Origin of the sequence: Bradyrhizobium sp. BLXBL-01 (genome assembly GCF_051853025.1) — a bacterium.
Lineage (GTDB): Bacteria > Pseudomonadota > Alphaproteobacteria > Rhizobiales > Xanthobacteraceae > Bradyrhizobium.
The window spans coordinates 2,823,502-2,839,215 of the sequence record NZ_CP182471.1 but is presented as its reverse complement, the minus strand read 5'-3'; the positions used below and the strand labels follow the sequence as shown (position 1 = coordinate 2,839,215).

Sequence of the window (15,714 nt, the reverse complement as noted above, 5' to 3'; positions counted from 1 at the left end):
GCGGTCAAGAATCGTAATGAATAACTCAGCGAGGCTGAGCCTCGCCGGGTCAGTCCGGGATCAGGGATGACGAACGCCTCCTCGCTCGAACGGCGCCTGCGGTCGGAATTGACCGGCGACGTCCTGTTCGACGGCTTCAGCCGCGGCCGCTACGCCACCGACGCCTCGTTCTACCAGATCATGCCATCAGGCGTGGTGGTGCCCAAGACCATGGACGAGGCCTTGCGGGCGCTGGCGATCGCGCGCGACGAGGGGCTGAAGGTCACCCCGCGCGGCGGTGGCACCTCGCAATGCGGCCAGACCGTCAATGACGGGCTCGTGGTGGATCTCTCCAAGCATCTCAACCGCATCCTGTCGCTCGACGTCGAGGGCCGGACCTGCGTGGTCGAGCCCGGCATCGTGCTCGACGATCTCAACCGCCAGCTCAAAAAGCACGGCCTGTGGTTTCCGGTCGACGTCTCCACGGCGTCGCGCGCCACCATCGGCGGCATGGCCGGCAACAATTCCTGCGGCGGCCGCTCGCTTCGCTACGGCACCATGCGCGACAACACGCTGTCGATGGAGGCTAGCCTCGCCGACGGCACGCTGAGCCGGTTCGGCGAGGTGTCGCGCGATCTCTCCGACGTCGAGGCTCCCGACAGCACCCGCGCGCTGTTCCGCGACATGCTCGACCTCGGCACCCGCGAGGCCGACGAGATCGCCGCGCGCTTCCCGAAGGTGCAGCGCCGCGTCGGCGGCTACAATCTCGATGCGCTGGTGCCGCGCAATGCGCCGAACAACATGGCGCATCTTCTGGTCGGCTCGGAAGGCACCCTCGCCTTCACGACCAAGGTCGAGCTGAAGCTCTGGCCCGTGATCCGCAACAAGGCGCTCGGCGTCTGCCATTTCGGCAGCTTCTACGAAGCGATGGACGCGGCCCAGCATCTGGTCAAGCTGAAGCCGATCGCAGTCGAGCTGGTCGACCGCACCATGATCGCGCTCGGCCGCGACATCGCGATGTTCGCACCCGTCATCTCCGCGGCAATCAAGGGCGATCCGGATGCCGTGCTGGTGGTCGAATTCGCCGAAGAGGACCAAGCCGACAATCTGGTGCGCCTCAAGCAGCTTACGGAGCTGATGGGCGATCTCGGCTTCGGCTGGAACCACGACACGCGCAAATGGGGCGGCGTGGTGGAGATTACCGAGCCCGCGCTGCAGAGCGGCATTGCCGACTTCCGTGCGGCCGGCCTCAACGTCATGATGTCGATGAAGCAGGAGGGCAAGCCGGTCTCATTCGTCGAGGACTGTGCCGTGCCGCTGCCGCACCTCGCCGACTACACCGCGCGGCTGAACGAAGTCTTCGCCAGGCACGGCACCAGCGGCACGATGTACGCGCACGCTTCGGAGGGCTGCCTGCATGTGCGCCCCGTTCTGAACCTGAAGCTGGAGAAAGACGTCAAGGCGATGCGCGCCATCGCCGAGGAGGCTTTCGCGCTGGTGCGCGAGTACAAGGGCTCGCATTCCGGCGAGCATGGCGACGGCCTGGTGCGGTCCGAGTTCCACGCAACGATGTTCGGCGAGCGTCTCGTCGCCGACTTCAGGGAGGTGAAGCAGCGCTTCGACCCCGCCGGCGTGCTCAATCCCGGCAAGATCGTCGACGCGCCCAAAATGGACGACCGCTCGCTGTTCCGCTTCAAGCCCGACTATCGCGTCGCCGAGCTCAAGACAAAACTCGACTGGTCCGCCTATCCCGGCGCCGGCGGCGGGTTCCAGGGCGCTGTCGAGATGTGCAACAACAACGGCGCCTGTCGCAAGCTCGAGGGCGGCGTGATGTGCCCGTCCTATCGTGCCACGCGCAATGAGAAGGACGTCACCCGCGGCCGCGCCAACACGCTGCGGCTTGCGATCTCGGGCCAGCTCGGCCCTGATGCGCTGTCGTCGGACGAAATGATGGAGACGCTCAAACTCTGCGTCTCCTGCAAGGCCTGCCGCCACGAATGCCCCACCGGCGTCGACATGGCCAAGATGAAGATCGAGGTGCTCGCGGCGCGCGCCGCCAGCCGCGGCCTGACGCTGCGCGACCGGCTGGTCGGATATCTACCGCGCTATGCCGGCCTTGCTTCGCGCTTCGCGCCGCTGGCGAATTTGCGCAACAGCAGCCCGCTATTGCGAAAGCTGTTCGAGCGCTTTGCCGGCATCAGCGCGCGCCGGGCGCTCCCCGCCTTCCGCAGCGATGTGTTCGTACCGCCCGCCGAAAGCATTGGCCCGGAGACCGGCCGCGAGGTCGTGCTGTTCGCGGACACTTTCAATCGAATCTATGAGCGCGAGAACCTGGACGCAGCGCTGCGCGTACTCACGGCTGGCGGCTATCGCGTGCATCTGCCAAAACCTGCGAGCGGCGGCCGTCCACTGTGCTGCGGTCGCACGTTCCTCTCGGCCGGTCTCGTCGACGAAGCCAAGGCGGAGCTCGACCGGCTGGTCTCGGCTTTCGCGCCGTTCGCGGCACGCGGCGTGCCGATCGTCGGGCTCGAGCCGAGCTGCCTGTTGACGCTGCGCGACGAGCTCGCTTCGCTGCGCAAGGACAACGATGCCAGGGCGGTCGGCGCCCATGCGCTGACCTTCGAGGAGTTCCTGGTGCGCGAGGCCGAGGCCGGACGGCTGCAACTGCCGCTCGGCACCGTCGAGGACAAGGCCGTCGTGCACGGCCATTGCCATCAAAAATCCTTCGGCGCGTTCAAGCCGGTCGAGCAGGTGCTGCGCCTCGTCCCGGGCCTTGAGGTCAAGACTATCGAGTCGAGCTGCTGCGGCATGGCCGGCGCGTTCGGCTATGGTGCGGATACCTACGACGCCTCGATCGAAATGGCCGAGCTGTCGCTGCTGCCGGCCGTGCGACGCGCGGACCCGGATACGCTCGTCGTCGCCGATGGCACCTCATGCCGGCACCAGATCCGCGACGGCACGAAGCGCGAAGCGCTTCACGTCGCGCGCGTGCTGGCCATGAGCCTCGATCGCGCCAAGTCCATTTCTCCAGCTGCAAAGGAAACCAGCCATGGCTGACCTCACCCTCGACACCGCCCGAAAGATCCTCGACGCCGCCTTCGCGAAGGCCGGCGAGCTCACGCTGAAGCCGCTGGTCGTGACCATTCTCGATGCCCGCGGCGTGCTCAAGCTCGCGGCGGCGCAGGACGGGACCAGCCTGATGCGCGCCGAGATTGCGCATGGCAAGGCCTATGGTGCCCTCGCGATGGGCATGGGCTCGCGCGCTTTGTTCCAGCGCGCGCAGGAGCAGGCCTATTTCATCGATGCCGTGAACACGATTGCCAAGGGCGCACTGGTGCCGGTCCCCGGCGGCGTGCTGATCATGGACGGCACGACCTTGCTCGGCGCGGTCGGTGTTTCTGGCGACACGTCCGACAATGACGAGGCCTGCGCCGTGGCGGGCATCCAGGCGGCGGGGCTGAAGGCGAATGCGGGGTGAGGTGCCGTAGGGTGGGTTAGCACTGTGGGCGCGCAAAGCGCGGCCCGCAGGGCGTAACCCACCACTTCTCCTTCCGCGGTAACAGATGGCGGTGGGTTACGCTTCGCTAACCCACCCTACGAACTGCGCGCAAGACTGCTCTCACCTCCCCGTCCAGACCGGCTTCCGCTTCTCGCTGAACGCTTTCAACCCTTCCTTGGCGTCCTCGGTCATCGCGAGCAGCGCGATCTGGCTTTCGGTGTAGGCGATGCTCTCGTCGAACGACATCGAGGCGATCGCGCGCATGGCGTATTTGCCGCGGCGGATCGCGGTCGGTGATTTGTCGACGATGCGGCCGATCAGCCAGTCGACCTTGGCGTCGAGCTCGGCGGCAGGCACGACATAGTTGAGCAGGCCTGCGGCCTGCGCGGCCTTGGCATCGAACGGCTCGCCCGTGAGCGCCCATTCGTTGACGAGACGGGGCGGAGCGATGCGCTGGAGCAGGCTCAGCACCTGCATCGGGAACACGCCGACCTTCACCTCCGGCAGGCCGAAGACGACGTGATCGGCCGCAACCGCCATGTCGGTCATGCACAGCAGGCCCATGCCGCCGGCCATGCAGACGCCGGCGACCCGCGCGATGGCGGGCTTGGTGGCGTTCTGTGACAAACGTAACAGATCGGCATAGTCGACATTTGGTTTAGAATGATCCATCGCGAAAGCCGCGCCGGAATTCTGCAAGTCGGCGCCCGCGCAGAACGCCTTGTCGCCCGCGCCCGTCAGCACGATGACGCGGACGTCCTTGTCGTCATGCGCATCGCGATAGGCTCTTGTGATGCCGGCGATGACCTCGCCGTTCAGCGCGTTGCGTTTCTCCGGCCGGTTGATGGTGATCCAGAACGCCTGCCCGCGCTTCTCGGTGATGACAGCTGTGGGGTCGGTCATGGCATGCTCGCTTGCTTGGTCCCGTTTTGCAGCCATTTGCGGCAGGTCGGGCCGCGCGCGCAAGGGCAATCTGCAAGGTCGCGTCACCATAGCGTGTGGGCGCAACTTCGCTTCGCGATTGAATTGGGGCTTGCGCGCGCTATCCTGACCGGAGATTTGATCACCGATGAGCCATTTCATGCGTGCCGCATTCATGTTGTTGCTGGCAGGACTGGTCGTGCTGAGCGGCGGTGCCGCATGTCCTGCGGCCGACGCCGCGAAGATCGCGCTGGTGATCGGGAACGCGAAATATCCCGACAATGAGTTCGTCCTCAGCGACGTCGCCAACGATGCCCAGGACGTCGCCGAGGAGTTGAAGCGCAGCGGCTTTGTCGTCGACAGGCAGAGCAATATCACCGGCGATGCCATGCGGCAGATGCTGGGCCGCTTCTATGACCGCATCGAGCGCGGCGCGGTGGCGCTGATCTTTTTCGACGGCTTTGCCATCCAGTCCAATCGTCAGACCTATCTGCTGCCGGTCGACGCCCAGATCTGGACCGAGCCGGACGTCTCGCGCGACGGCTTCAGCCTCGACACCATCCTCGCCGAGATGAACACGCGCGGTGCCGCGATCAAGATCGCGCTGATCGACGCCTCCCGCCGCAACCCGTTCGAGCGGCGCTTCCGCCGCTATTCGGCCGGCCTGGCACCGGCGATCGCACCGAGCAATTCGCTGGTGCTCTACTCCGCCGCGCTCGGCGCCGTCACGGCGAGCGGCAAGACCGATCGCAGCCTGTTCATCGCCGAGCTGCTGCGCGAAATGCGCGCGCCGAACATCAGCGCCGAGCAGGCCCTGACCAACACCAAGAACGGCGTCGTTGCCGCCACCAACCGCGAGCAAGTGCCCTGGCTGGCCTCCTCGCTGACGACGGACTTCTCGTTCGCAAGCGCGGCGACGCGGCCGCGGGACGACACGGCTCCGACCAAGCCGGAGGCGCAAACACCCGAGCCGCAGAAGCCGGTCTGCGAGGTGCCCCAGGCGGAGCCCGCTCCGAATGCGGACGAGCTGGCGCGAGATCCCGTCATCGCCGATCTCAGTCGCAAGATCACCGCCAACGCCAACGATGCCATCGCGCGCTACAAGCGCGGCCAGGTCTACGCGATCAAACGCGCCTATGCGCTTGCGATGCCGGATTTCGACGCGGTGCTCCGCCGCGCGCCCAAGGACGCGGAAGCCTTGAACAATCGCTGCTGGACCCGGGCTGCGACCGGTGACCTGCAAGGCGCGCTCGCCGACTGCAATCTGGCGCTCCAGATCAACCCGGGCTTGAGCGATGCACTCGACAGCCGCGGGCTCGTCAACCTCAAGCTCGGGCGCACCGCCGAGGCGATCAAGGATTATACCGACGCGATCCAGCGCAACCCGCGCTCCTCATCATCGCTGTACGGCCGCGGCATCGCCGCGCGCAGAAGCGGCGGCGACGGCGCCACCGACATCGCGCAGGCGAAGTCGATGAACCCGAACATCGCGAAGGAATTCGCAGGCTACGGCGTGACGGAATGCGCGCCCTGAGCTGAGGCCGCCTTCCTGATCCAGACCTTGTTGTCGTGGAACGCCGCGCCGCCGATCGGCGCGATGGTGTCCGCGCCCGTCAGCATGTTGATGCCGCGCCCGCCGATGTGGTTGCTGTTGGGATGAACGGATTCGGCGATCAGGACGCCGCGCCGCACGCCCTCGAACAGCGTCGCCATCAGCGTGGTCTCGCCGCGGCCGTTGCCGAGCGTCACCGCATCACCATCGGCGATGCCGAGCGCGGCCGCGTCGAGCGGGTGGATCATCACACTGGCCCTGCCCTCGCGTGCCTGCGAGGACGGCGTCTCGTTGAAGGTGGTGTTGAGGAAGCTGCGCGACGGGCTGGTCGCGAGCCGGAACGGATGGGCCTGGTCGGTGTGCTCGATCACCGCCCAATGATCCGGCAGATCGGGCATCTTGTCGACATCGCCCATGAGCTGGCCGAACGGCGGATGCGCCCAGTCGGCTTTGAAATGGAATTTGCCGTCGGCGTGAGCGAAGCCGTCGAGATAATGCGAGGTGCGGAAATCCGGCTGCAGATCGCGCCAGAGGTCGGCTTCGAGGCCGGCGATGTCGCCGTGATTGCTCAGCTGCAGCGTGGCGTCGATCAATTCGCGCGGGCTCATCTCGAAGCCCGGATGCCTGGCGCCGAGCCGCGGCGCCAGGGCCTGCAACACCTCGTGGTTGGAGCGGCATTCGCCGGGTGGGTCGATCAGCTTCGGCCCGACCGAGATGTGCTGGTGGCCGCCGCCGTAATAGAGGTCGTCATGCTCCATGAACATGGTCGCCGGCAGCACGATGTCGGCCATCTGCGCCGTCTCGGTCATGAACTGCTCGTGCACCGCCACGAACAGATCCTCGCGCGCAAAGCCCTGCCGGACCAGCGCCTGCTCTGGCGCCACCGTCATCGGGTTGGTGTTCTGGATCAGCATTGCCTTGACCGGGCCCTTGCCCCGCAGAGCTTCGGCGTCGCCGGTCAGGATGCGTCCGATCTGCGACTGGTCGAGCGCGCGCGTCGACTTGTCGATGGCGTCGTGGCCCTCGATGATCGATTCGTTGAAATGCCACAGCGCATAATTGTTGAAGAAGGCGCCGCCGCCTTCATACTGCCAGGCGCCGGTCACCGCGGGAATGCAGAGCGCCGCATGCATCTGCGTGGCGCCGTTGCGCGAGCGGGTGAAGCCGTAGCCGAGGCGCAGGAAGGTCCGCTTGGTCTCGCCGACGGCCTTGGCAAACGCCTCGATCTCCGACACCGGGACGCCGCAAATGGCCGAGGCCCATTCCGGCGTGCGCGTCTTGAGATGCGCCTCGAGCTCGGCGGGGCAATCGGTGTACTTGTCCATGTAGGCGCGGTCGGCATAGCCGTCGCGGAACAGGACATGCATGACGCCGCAGGCGAAGGCGCCGTCGGTGCCGGGGCGCAGGATGATCTTGATGTCAGCCTGCTTCATGGTGTCGTTGTCGTAGATGTCGACCGCCGCGATCTTCGCGCCGCGCTCCTTGCGGGCGCGCGAGGCGTGCGTCATCACGTTGACCTGGGTGTTGACGGGATTGGTGCCCCAGATCACGACGAGATCGGACAGCGCCATCTCGCGCGGGTCGACGCCGGCGATCTTGCCGGTGCCGATCGCAAAGCCGATGCGCGCGACGTTGGCGCAGATGGTCTGGTAGAAGCGCGAATATTTCTTCACATGCGTGAGACGGTTGAGCCCGTCGCGCATCACGAGGCCCATCGTGCCGGCGTAGTAATAGGGCCAGACCGATTCCGCGCCGAATTCGCGCTCGGCCGCATTGAAGCGGTGCCCGATCTCGTCCAGCGCCTCGTCCCAGGAGATCCGTGCGAACTGACCTGAGCCTTTGGGGCCGGTGCGGCGCAGTGGATAGATCAGCCGCTCGGGGTGATGGATGCGCTCGGCATAGCGGGCGACCTTGGCGCAGACGACGCCGGCGGTGTAGGTCTGCTTCTTCGAACCGCGAACGCGGCCGATGCTGCGGCCTTCGACCACCTCGACATCGAGGGCGCAGGCCGACGGGCAGTCATGCGGGCAGGTCGAATGGCGGATCTCGATCTTGGTGTCGATCTTGGCGTGCTGGTTCATGTCCCAGTTCGTAACACCAAAATACCGGCCAGCCGAGCGCATTTATCCGGCAAGTCCCATGCGATTTGCTCAAACCGCGCGCCGGAGCTTCCTGCTGCGGTTGCGAAGGAAGCCCAGCCAATTGGCCGCGCTACGTACAACCCGAGCTGCGCCTTTCGCTATTTGTGCAACTGGGTGAGACCGGTCGGCGGGCCGTCGACGGCGGTCCAGCCGCCGTCGACGAACAGCGTGCTGCCGCTGACATAGCTCGCGGCGTCCGAGGCGAGATAGGCGACGGCGGTCGCGACCTCGTCGGCGCTGCTCCAGCGGTTGAACACGGTGTGGCCGGCGTAGAGATTGTAGATGTCGGGGCGCTGCTTGAACGGGCCGGTCAGCGCGGTCTCGGCGATGCTCGGCGCGATCGCGTTGACGCGCACGCCGGCGTGCCCGACCTCGGAGGCAAAGCCCTTCACCAGGAGGCCGATCGCCGCCTTGGTGGAGCCGTAGACGCCGAGGCCCGGCTCGATGGTCACCGCGCGCACCGAGGAGCAGGCGATGATGCTGCCGCCCTTCTGCGCGACCATGATGCGGCCGAAGGCCTGGAAGAAAAAGACCGTGCCCTTGACGTTGAGGTTGAGGACGCGGTCGAGATCCTCCTCGGTGTAGTCGAGGATGGTCTTGCGGATGTTGAGCCCCGGCGTCGTCACGGCGATGTCGAGCCGCGGAAATTTCTGCATCACGGTTTTCGCGAGTGCGTCGACGTCCGCGGCGCTCGCGGCGTCGCAAGCCGCTGCCTCCGCCCAGCCGCCCTTGTCGCGAATGCCGGCGGCGGTCGCCTCCGCTGCGTCGAGCGCACGATCGGCGCAGACGACGCGGGCACCGAGATCCGCAAGCGCTTCGGCCGACGACTTGCCGATGCCGGATGCGGCGCCGAGAACGAGCGCGGTCTTGCCGGTGAGATCGAAGAGCTTGCGATAGTCCGTCACTGACAATGTTTCCCTGGTGCTGCTAGCCCTTGTAGCCCATCAAGAGGCGCGGCAGCCACAGCGAGAATGCAGGGACGTAGGTCACGAACATCAGTGCTGCGATGAGCGCGGCATAGAACGGCAGGATGGTGCGCATCACCGCGCCGACCGAGATGCCGCCGATGGCGCAGCCGACGAATTGCGTGGTGCCGACCGGCGGCGTGTTGAGCCCGAGCGCGCAATTGATCAGCATCAGCATGCCGAACTGCACCGGGTCCATGCCCGCCTTCATCGCGATCGGCAGGAAGATCGGGGTGCAGATCAGGATGGTCGCCGCCATGTCCATGAACGTGCCGAGCACGAACAGGATGACGTTGATGAGCAGGAAGATCACCCAGGGCTGCGTCGACACCTTGCTCATCATCGCGCCGGCGAGATCCGCCACCTCGTAAAGTCCCATCAGGTACTGGAACATGGTGGAGACGCCGATCAGCAGCAGCACCACCCCCGTCGTCTTCACCGCCTTGGCGGCGGCGCGCAGGAAGTTGCCCCAGGTCATGGTGCGGTAGATGAAGAAGGTCAGCAGGATCGTGTAGGTGACGGCGATGGCCGCCGATTCGGTTGCCGTGAAGACGCCGGACAGGATGCCGGCCAGGATGATGCCGACGATCAAGAGCCCCGGCAGCGCGGCCGCCAGCGAGCGGACGACCTCGGCCCAGCCCGGGAACTTGCCGGCCGGATAGCCGCGCCTCACCGCGACCGCGTAGGCGGCGACCAGCATGCAGACCATCAGCACCAGGGCCGGCAGGAGACCGGCGGCGATCAGCGCGCCGATCGAGACCTTGCCGCCAGCCGCCAGGGCATAGATGATCATGTTGTGGCTGGTCGGCATCAAGGCGCCCACGAGCGAGGCGTGGGTGGTGACGTTGACGGCGTAGTCGGTGTCGAAGCCTTCCTTCTTCATCATCGGGATCATCACCGCGCCCATCGCCGACACGTCGGCCACGGGGGAGCCCGAGACGCCGCCGAACAACGTGCAGGCGACCACGTTCGACATGCCGAGACCGCCGCGGATGTGCCCGACGAGGTTCTTGGCGAGCTGCACGATCTTATCGGCGACGCCGCCGTGCAGCATCAGCTCACCGCTGAAGACGAAGAACGGAATGGCGAGGAAGGAGAAGATGTTCATCCCCGACATCATCTGCTGGAAGATGACGGCGACCGGCAGGCCCTCGTAGAGGATGGTGCAGATGGCCGACAGGCCGATCGCGAAGGCGACCGGCACGCCGAGGATGAGGAAGCCGAAGAAGGTGGCGCCGAGGATGATCAGTTCCATGACGGGACGACCTCTTCGCCGCGCAGGAGCGCAATGATGTGCTCGATGGAGAATGAGACGATCAGGATGCCGGAGGCGATCAGCGGCACATAGCGGATCACCTCGGGCAGACCGAGATTGGGGATCTTCACGGTGCCGACCGACGCACCGAGGATCCAGCCGTTATAGGCCATGGCAAGGCCGAACACGGCGACCAGAACGTGGATCACGATCTCGATCTTCTCCCGTACGTGATCCGAGAGCATGACCAGCAGGCTGTCCATGCCGATATGCCCGGCATCGCGTACGCCGACGGCGGCGCCGATCAGCGTGACGTAGAGGATCAGGACCAGTGCCAAATTCTCGGTCCAGGTCGGGCTGGAGTTGAGCACGTAACGTCCGAACACCTGGTAGAAGACGATGGCGACGATGACAAGCAGGCCGGTCACCGACAGGTACATGCCAAGGCGCGCGATGGGGGCATTGATCCGCGACAGCAAGCCGGTGGACGGGCGTGCCGCTACGGCCCCCTGCTCGTGACTTGCGACGTGTGGGTCTGTCATCCCGCGCCTCCTTCCGGGGGTCCGGTGCCGCCTCGCGGCGACGCCGGACCCGATCCCCTGACTTGTCTTACTTCGTGTCCTGGATGCGCTTGACGAGGTTCTGCAGCTTCTCGTCGCCGGCGAACTTCTGGTAGACCGGCTTCATCGCATCGACGAACTCCGCCTTGTTGCCGATCGTGATCACCTGGACGCCGGCGGCCTCGACGGTCTTGCGGGCGGCCTGCTCGCGCGCGTCCCAGAGCTTGCGCATCACGGGCACCGATTCCTTGGCGGCCTTGCGGACCATCGCCTGGTCCTCCTTGCTCAGCGTGTCCCAGACCTTTTTCGAGATTACGAGAACTTCGGGCGCGAGGGAGTGCTCGGTGATGTTGTAGAACTTGGCAGCTTCGAAGTGACGGGAGGATTCGTAGGACGGCCAGTTGTTCTCGGCGGCGTCCACGAGGCCGGTCTTGAGGGCGGTATAGACCTCGCCATAGGGCATCGGCGTCGGGTTGGCCCCGAGGCTCTGGATCATGCCGACCCACAGGTCGGATTGCTGGACACGGATCTTCAGGCCCTTCAGGTCGGCCAGCGATTTGACCGGCCCCTTGACGGTGTAGATCGAGCGCGCGCCGCTGTCGTAATAGGCAAGGCCGACCAGACCCGCGGGCTCCATGGCTGCCAGGATCTCATCGCCGATCGGACCGTCGAGCACGGTGCGCATGTGCTGCGTATCCCGGAAGACGAAGGGCAGGCACAAGGCGATGGTCTCGGGCACGAAATTGTTCAGCGGCGATGCGTTGATCCGCATCATGTCGAGCGCGCCGATCTTGAGTTGCTCGATCGTGTCCTTCTCCGAGCCAAGGGCGCCGTTCGGAAACACCTTCACGCCAAGCTTGCCGCCGCTCGCTGCCGCGAGCTGCTGGCCCATGAACTTGACCGCCTCGACGGTCGGATAATCGGCGGGGTGAACGTCGGCGGAGCGGAAATCGCGCGCGGTGGCCAGGGGTGCTGAGACCGCCAGTGCAACGGCTGTGATGATACCGGTGAGCGTCTTCATTTGGGCTTTCCTCCTGGGTTGATTGGATTGATTGTATCGTTGTCGGCCCGGCTGCAGGCCGCCTTGGGTCGCTCCGCTTCAGGTGTGAAGTCAAGCGCCAATGTCGTCCCTAGGGCGGGCGGCATTCTCTGTCCAAGCCAAATCCGGCATCGATCGATGCAAGACTTGCATCGATCGATTTCTGGCGCAATTCGCACTATGGTGGGTATGGCGGGCGGGCTCGACGTCGCTGGCCCGGGCCTCCGAGGGCTGGACCCGCCCGGTCGCCATCATCGACATTTAGGCCCGAGGCATCACTCGCCGTCGAGGCCGCTCTCGGCGAGCTCGCGCAGCGCGTCGGTATCCAGCACGACGATGGCGCCATGCTCGAGGCGGACCCAGTTGCGGCCGGCCCAGGCGCGCAATTGCTTGTTGATGCTCTCGCGCGTCATCCCGACCATCTCGCTGATCTCCTGCTGCGTGATGGCGAGCGTGCCGCTGCCGGAATCGAGCTTGCGCTCTTCAGTGAGACCTAACAGCGCACTGGCAAGCCGGCCCGGCAAATTCTGCAGGATCACCTGCTCGACCTGCTGACTGGTCCAGCGCAGACGCGCGCACAGCAGCTCGATGAATTTCATCGCCAGCGCCGGCTGGCTCTTCACGAACGGCAGGAAGTCCCGGCGATCGATGACGTAGAGCTCGCAATTGGTATTGGCGGTCGCATCCGCCGACCTGGGCGCGCCGTCGAGCACGGCGATCTCGCCAAAGATCTCTCCCGGACCGATCAGATTGAGGATCGCGTTCCGTCCGTCAGGCGAGGAGGAGGAAATCTTCACCGTGCCAGAAATCACCGCGAACAGATTGTTGCCGGGATCGCCCTTGGCTGCGATCGTCGCGCCACGCTTGACGTTGGTGTGCTTGGCGTAGCGGCAAAGCTGATCGAGCGCCTCCGGCTCCAGATCCGCGAAGATCGGGTGCTTGCGCAGGACCGATAGTTTGTTGCCCGCCTGTTGTCGGGGGTCGCCGGTCTTGTCCTGAGGCACGCCGGAGCTCCTAAGACTACGAGGCATCGAGTTCCTGCGTAGTCAACGTTACCAGGCATTTCAACCGGAAAGCACGCGCTCGATTTGAGCCAAATGCCACGAAAAGGCCAAGTAACGTCGGAAGTCAGCAGCCGAAAGCTGCGGCGATGCGTCTTCTTCGACGCAGAGTTGCGGATTACGCAAACCGCGATTGCGTCGAGACGCTGCCGAGGGCCAGCGGCCGCCTGGGCAAGTATCGGCCCTGGCGCGCTGGACTCGGACCTAGACCTGAAGAAGCTTCAGAGCCTGGAATCCGGATCGAGCCGGCCCGCGCCGGTTTGCCGGTCGGCCCAAGCCAAAGCTACGGCGAACGCGACGAAGATCGCGACGACGATAACGGTCACCAGCAACGCTTCAGCAGGCATCATCCCCTCCCGGATTTGTCTCCGGCATTATTTTGCGGGGCATGGCCGCCGTCATTGATCGGGATCAAATTGCCGCGAGCGTCGCGGACAGGAGGTCAGGCTGCGGCGATGGCCTCGACGCGAGCGGGATCGAGCAGGCTGATGCCGCCGTGAATGATCTCGATCAAGCCGAGACGCTCCAGCTTGGTAAAGGTGCGGCTGACGGTCTCGATGGTCAGGCCGAGATAATCGGCAATGTCCTGGCGGCTCATCGGAAGCGCGACCATGTCGGACGGACCCTTGAGCGCGACCAGCCGCTCACGCCAGCCGAGCAAAAAAGTCGCGACCTTCTCGTCGGCCGAGCGGCGGCCGAGCAGAACCATATGGTCGCGCGCCTGACTCAACTCGCGAATGGCCAGCTCGTTGATGCGCCTGAGCAATTGCGGCCGCTCTTCGGTGAAGCGGCCGAATGGCCCTTTTGGGAATTGGCACACGTTCACCACGCCGATCGCATCGGCCGAAAAATTGTGCCGGCCGGACAGATTCATCCCCAGGAAATCACCGGGCAAGGCAAAGCCGACGATTTGCCGCCGGCCGTCGGGCAGCAGCTTGTAAAGCCGCATGACGCCTTCGAGGACGTTGTAGAACGAGGTCGTGATGTCCTCCTCGGAAAACACGGTCTCGCCCGAATCAAAATGGACGCGGCGGCCGAGATGCTCGAACTCCCGGAGTTCGGCTGCATCGAGCGACGAGCAGACCGCCGCTCCGCGCACTGCACAATCGTCGCAAAAATGCCCGTTCGGCTCACTCGTGACCACGGAAGGCTTCATCCACCGCTCCCCCGCGCCGGCCACTCCCGACGTCAGGCCGAGTCCACCGCGCGGCTGCATTTTACTGCACCGAGCCGCAGCCGATTGACCCAGATCAAATTTGAGCGGCATCGCCGTCATATTCTGCTTCCACGGTTCGACGGGATCATTTTTCCATGCTGCAAAGCGCACTGCGCCACGGCCTGATAGGGCTGCTTCTGATCACGCCTGCGCTAGCGGCCCCGACCGCCGAACAACGCGGCAAGGCTTTTGCCCGAGCCAATTGCGCACGCTGTCACGCGATCGACCGTGCCTCCAAGAGCCCACTCGAGATCGCACCTCCGCTACGCAACCTGCATCGGCGCTATCCGATCAACAGCCTTGGCGAAGCGCTGGCCGAGGGGATCTCCACCGGACATTCCGACATGCCGACCTTCGAGCTCAGCCCGGACCAGATCCACGACCTGCTGTCCTACCTGAAGACGCTGGAATAGTCGGCCTCACACCGCCTGCACGGTCCATCCGATCAGCTCCTTCGCGATGCGTGCGAAGGCCGCATCGAAGGCGGCGACTGAAGCGGCCGGATCGACCTTGTCGAGCTTTTCGCTGGTCTCGATGAGCCGCGATGCGATCACCTTGCCGTTCTTGTCGACGATCCGCGCCGACAGTCCGATCTCGGCCCGAGCCTCCCCATCCGTCGCGATCCGAAAGCGCCGGATGTCGATCAGGAGCTGGTAATCCGCCGGCCCGAGATCCGTCGTGCGCAGCGGGGCGTGGGCGATGTCGTAGTTCTCAAAACTGTCGATCAGGCGCGCCTGCACCAGCTTCGGAATGCTGTCAGCCCAGAGGAAGTCCGCAAAGCCCGGCCTGTCTCCGCTGGGCGCGAACAGCATGCGCTGGGTCTGCAGCATCGCCACCGCCGTCGGCTCGGGAATTGCCAGTGAGGCGGACAGCGTCTTGCCGGCTGGCCCGAGATTCTGCGGCGTGCGCAGGTCGTAGGTGACCTTCTGCGCGGGCGTGCCGCCTCCGGTCATCTTGTCGAGGCCCGCCAGGATGCCGTCGATCTTGCCGGTGTTGCGCGCGAGGCCGTCGGAGAAGGTCTTGAAATTGGCGATGGTTTCCTTCAGCGGGCCGGAATTGTCCTGAAGCACCGTGTCGACCCGCCGCAGCGCATCCCGCGCCGCTTGCGTCATGCTCTGGCCGGCTCCGGCCTCCGCGATCAAGGTCGGCAGCTCGCCGGACCTGGCGACGATCACGCCGCCCTCCAACGTCACCACGGGAACGCCGGTCAGGCCCTGGAATTCGAGCCCGACCTTGGTGTCGGCACGCACCGGCGTCGCCGTTGCAACCGAGATCGTGGCATTGACGAAGCGCGGGTTATCGGGCGCGAGCCCGAGCTGGGTGACCTCCCCGACCCGAATGCCGTTGAACAGCACGCCGGCGCCGACCAGGAGGCCAGGCACCGGACCCTGGAATTGCACGTGATAGTTCGTGCGCGGCCCGATGCCGCCGGTGTTGTTCAGCCAATAGACGAAGCCGAACACCGCGACGATCGCGGCCAGCACGAAACTGCCGATCAGCACATAGGGAGCGCGGGTTTCCATCTC

The 15,714-nt window shown here is 65.3% G+C and carries 14 protein-coding genes; 4 read left to right on the top strand and 10 right to left on the bottom strand.

Annotation, left to right across the window (positions count from 1 at the left end; genetic code table 11):
* Positions 1-66: 66 nt before the first annotated feature.
* Both ACNJYA_RS12880 and ACNJYA_RS12875 read left to right on the top strand, forming a co-directional pair.
* A complete protein-coding gene (locus tag ACNJYA_RS12880) occupies positions 67-3,036 on the top strand; it encodes an FAD-binding and (Fe-S)-binding domain-containing protein (RefSeq protein ID WP_439403026.1) in 2,970 nt (989 codons plus the stop codon).
* Positions 3,029-3,457 (top strand): GlcG/HbpS family heme-binding protein, encoded by a 429-nt coding sequence (locus ACNJYA_RS12875; protein ID WP_212255467.1) that lies wholly within the window; start codon positions 3,029-3,031, stop codon positions 3,455-3,457. The genes ACNJYA_RS12880 and ACNJYA_RS12875 overlap by 8 nt, the downstream gene beginning before the upstream one ends.
* 141 nt (positions 3,458-3,598) lie before the next feature.
* On the opposite strand, the gene ACNJYA_RS12870 is transcribed toward ACNJYA_RS12875, so the two are convergent.
* Entirely contained in the window at positions 3,599-4,381 is a 783-nt protein-coding gene (locus ACNJYA_RS12870) for an enoyl-CoA hydratase/isomerase family protein (RefSeq protein ID WP_212255465.1), read from the bottom strand.
* Positions 4,382-4,559: 178 nt separating this feature from the next.
* On the opposite strand from ACNJYA_RS12870, the gene ACNJYA_RS12865 reads away from it, so the two are divergent.
* Entirely contained in the window at positions 4,560-5,933 is a 1,374-nt protein-coding gene (locus ACNJYA_RS12865) for a caspase family protein (RefSeq protein ID WP_439403025.1), read from the top strand.
* Here ACNJYA_RS12865 and ACNJYA_RS12860 read toward each other — a convergent pair.
* The 8 genes from ACNJYA_RS12860 to ACNJYA_RS12825 form a co-directional block, all read right to left on the bottom strand.
* Complete coding sequence (locus ACNJYA_RS12860) at positions 5,906-8,032, bottom strand: molybdopterin oxidoreductase family protein (protein WP_439403024.1); 2,127 nt, start codon at positions 8,030-8,032, stop codon at positions 5,906-5,908. The genes ACNJYA_RS12865 and ACNJYA_RS12860 overlap by 28 nt on opposite strands.
* A gap of 158 nt (positions 8,033-8,190) precedes the next feature.
* Complete coding sequence (locus ACNJYA_RS12855) at positions 8,191-8,997, bottom strand: SDR family NAD(P)-dependent oxidoreductase (RefSeq protein WP_439366541.1); 807 nt, start codon at positions 8,995-8,997, stop codon at positions 8,191-8,193.
* Between the two features lie 22 nt (positions 8,998-9,019).
* Positions 9,020-10,312 carry a TRAP transporter large permease gene (locus ACNJYA_RS12850; protein WP_172785408.1) on the bottom strand — a complete coding sequence of 431 codons (1,293 nt, stop codon included), beginning with the start codon at positions 10,310-10,312 and terminating at the stop codon, positions 9,020-9,022.
* Entirely contained in the window at positions 10,303-10,854 is a 552-nt protein-coding gene (locus ACNJYA_RS12845) for a TRAP transporter small permease (protein WP_172785409.1), read from the bottom strand. Before ACNJYA_RS12845 ends, ACNJYA_RS12850 begins: the two co-directional genes overlap by 10 nt.
* A gap of 67 nt (positions 10,855-10,921) precedes the next feature.
* Positions 10,922-11,893: a TRAP transporter substrate-binding protein gene (locus tag ACNJYA_RS12840; protein ID WP_212255456.1), complete on the bottom strand. Its 972-nt coding sequence runs from the start codon at positions 11,891-11,893 to the stop codon at positions 10,922-10,924.
* Between the two features lie 293 nt (positions 11,894-12,186).
* A complete protein-coding gene (locus ACNJYA_RS12835) occupies positions 12,187-12,915 on the bottom strand; it encodes a Crp/Fnr family transcriptional regulator (RefSeq protein ID WP_172785411.1) in 729 nt (242 codons plus the stop codon).
* Between the two features lie 278 nt (positions 12,916-13,193).
* Positions 13,194-13,319 carry a hypothetical protein gene (locus ACNJYA_RS12830; RefSeq protein ID WP_283813608.1) on the bottom strand — a complete coding sequence of 42 codons (126 nt, stop codon included), beginning with the start codon at positions 13,317-13,319 and terminating at the stop codon, positions 13,194-13,196.
* A 95-nt stretch (positions 13,320-13,414) separates the two neighbouring features.
* Positions 13,415-14,128 (bottom strand): helix-turn-helix domain-containing protein, encoded by a 714-nt coding sequence (locus ACNJYA_RS12825; RefSeq protein WP_212255454.1) that lies wholly within the window; start codon positions 14,126-14,128, stop codon positions 13,415-13,417.
* A 155-nt stretch (positions 14,129-14,283) separates the two neighbouring features.
* Between ACNJYA_RS12825 and ACNJYA_RS12820 the strand changes: the two genes are divergently transcribed.
* Positions 14,284-14,601, top strand: coding sequence for a c-type cytochrome (locus ACNJYA_RS12820; protein ID WP_172785413.1), 318 nt, complete (start codon positions 14,284-14,286; stop codon positions 14,599-14,601).
* Positions 14,602-14,607: 6 nt separating this feature from the next.
* On the opposite strand, the gene ACNJYA_RS12815 is transcribed toward ACNJYA_RS12820, so the two are convergent.
* On the bottom strand, positions 14,608-15,711 hold the full coding sequence (locus ACNJYA_RS12815; protein WP_212255453.1) for an ABC-type transport auxiliary lipoprotein family protein: 1,104 nt from the start codon (positions 15,709-15,711) through the stop codon (positions 14,608-14,610).
* Positions 15,712-15,714: the final 3 nt, after the last annotated feature.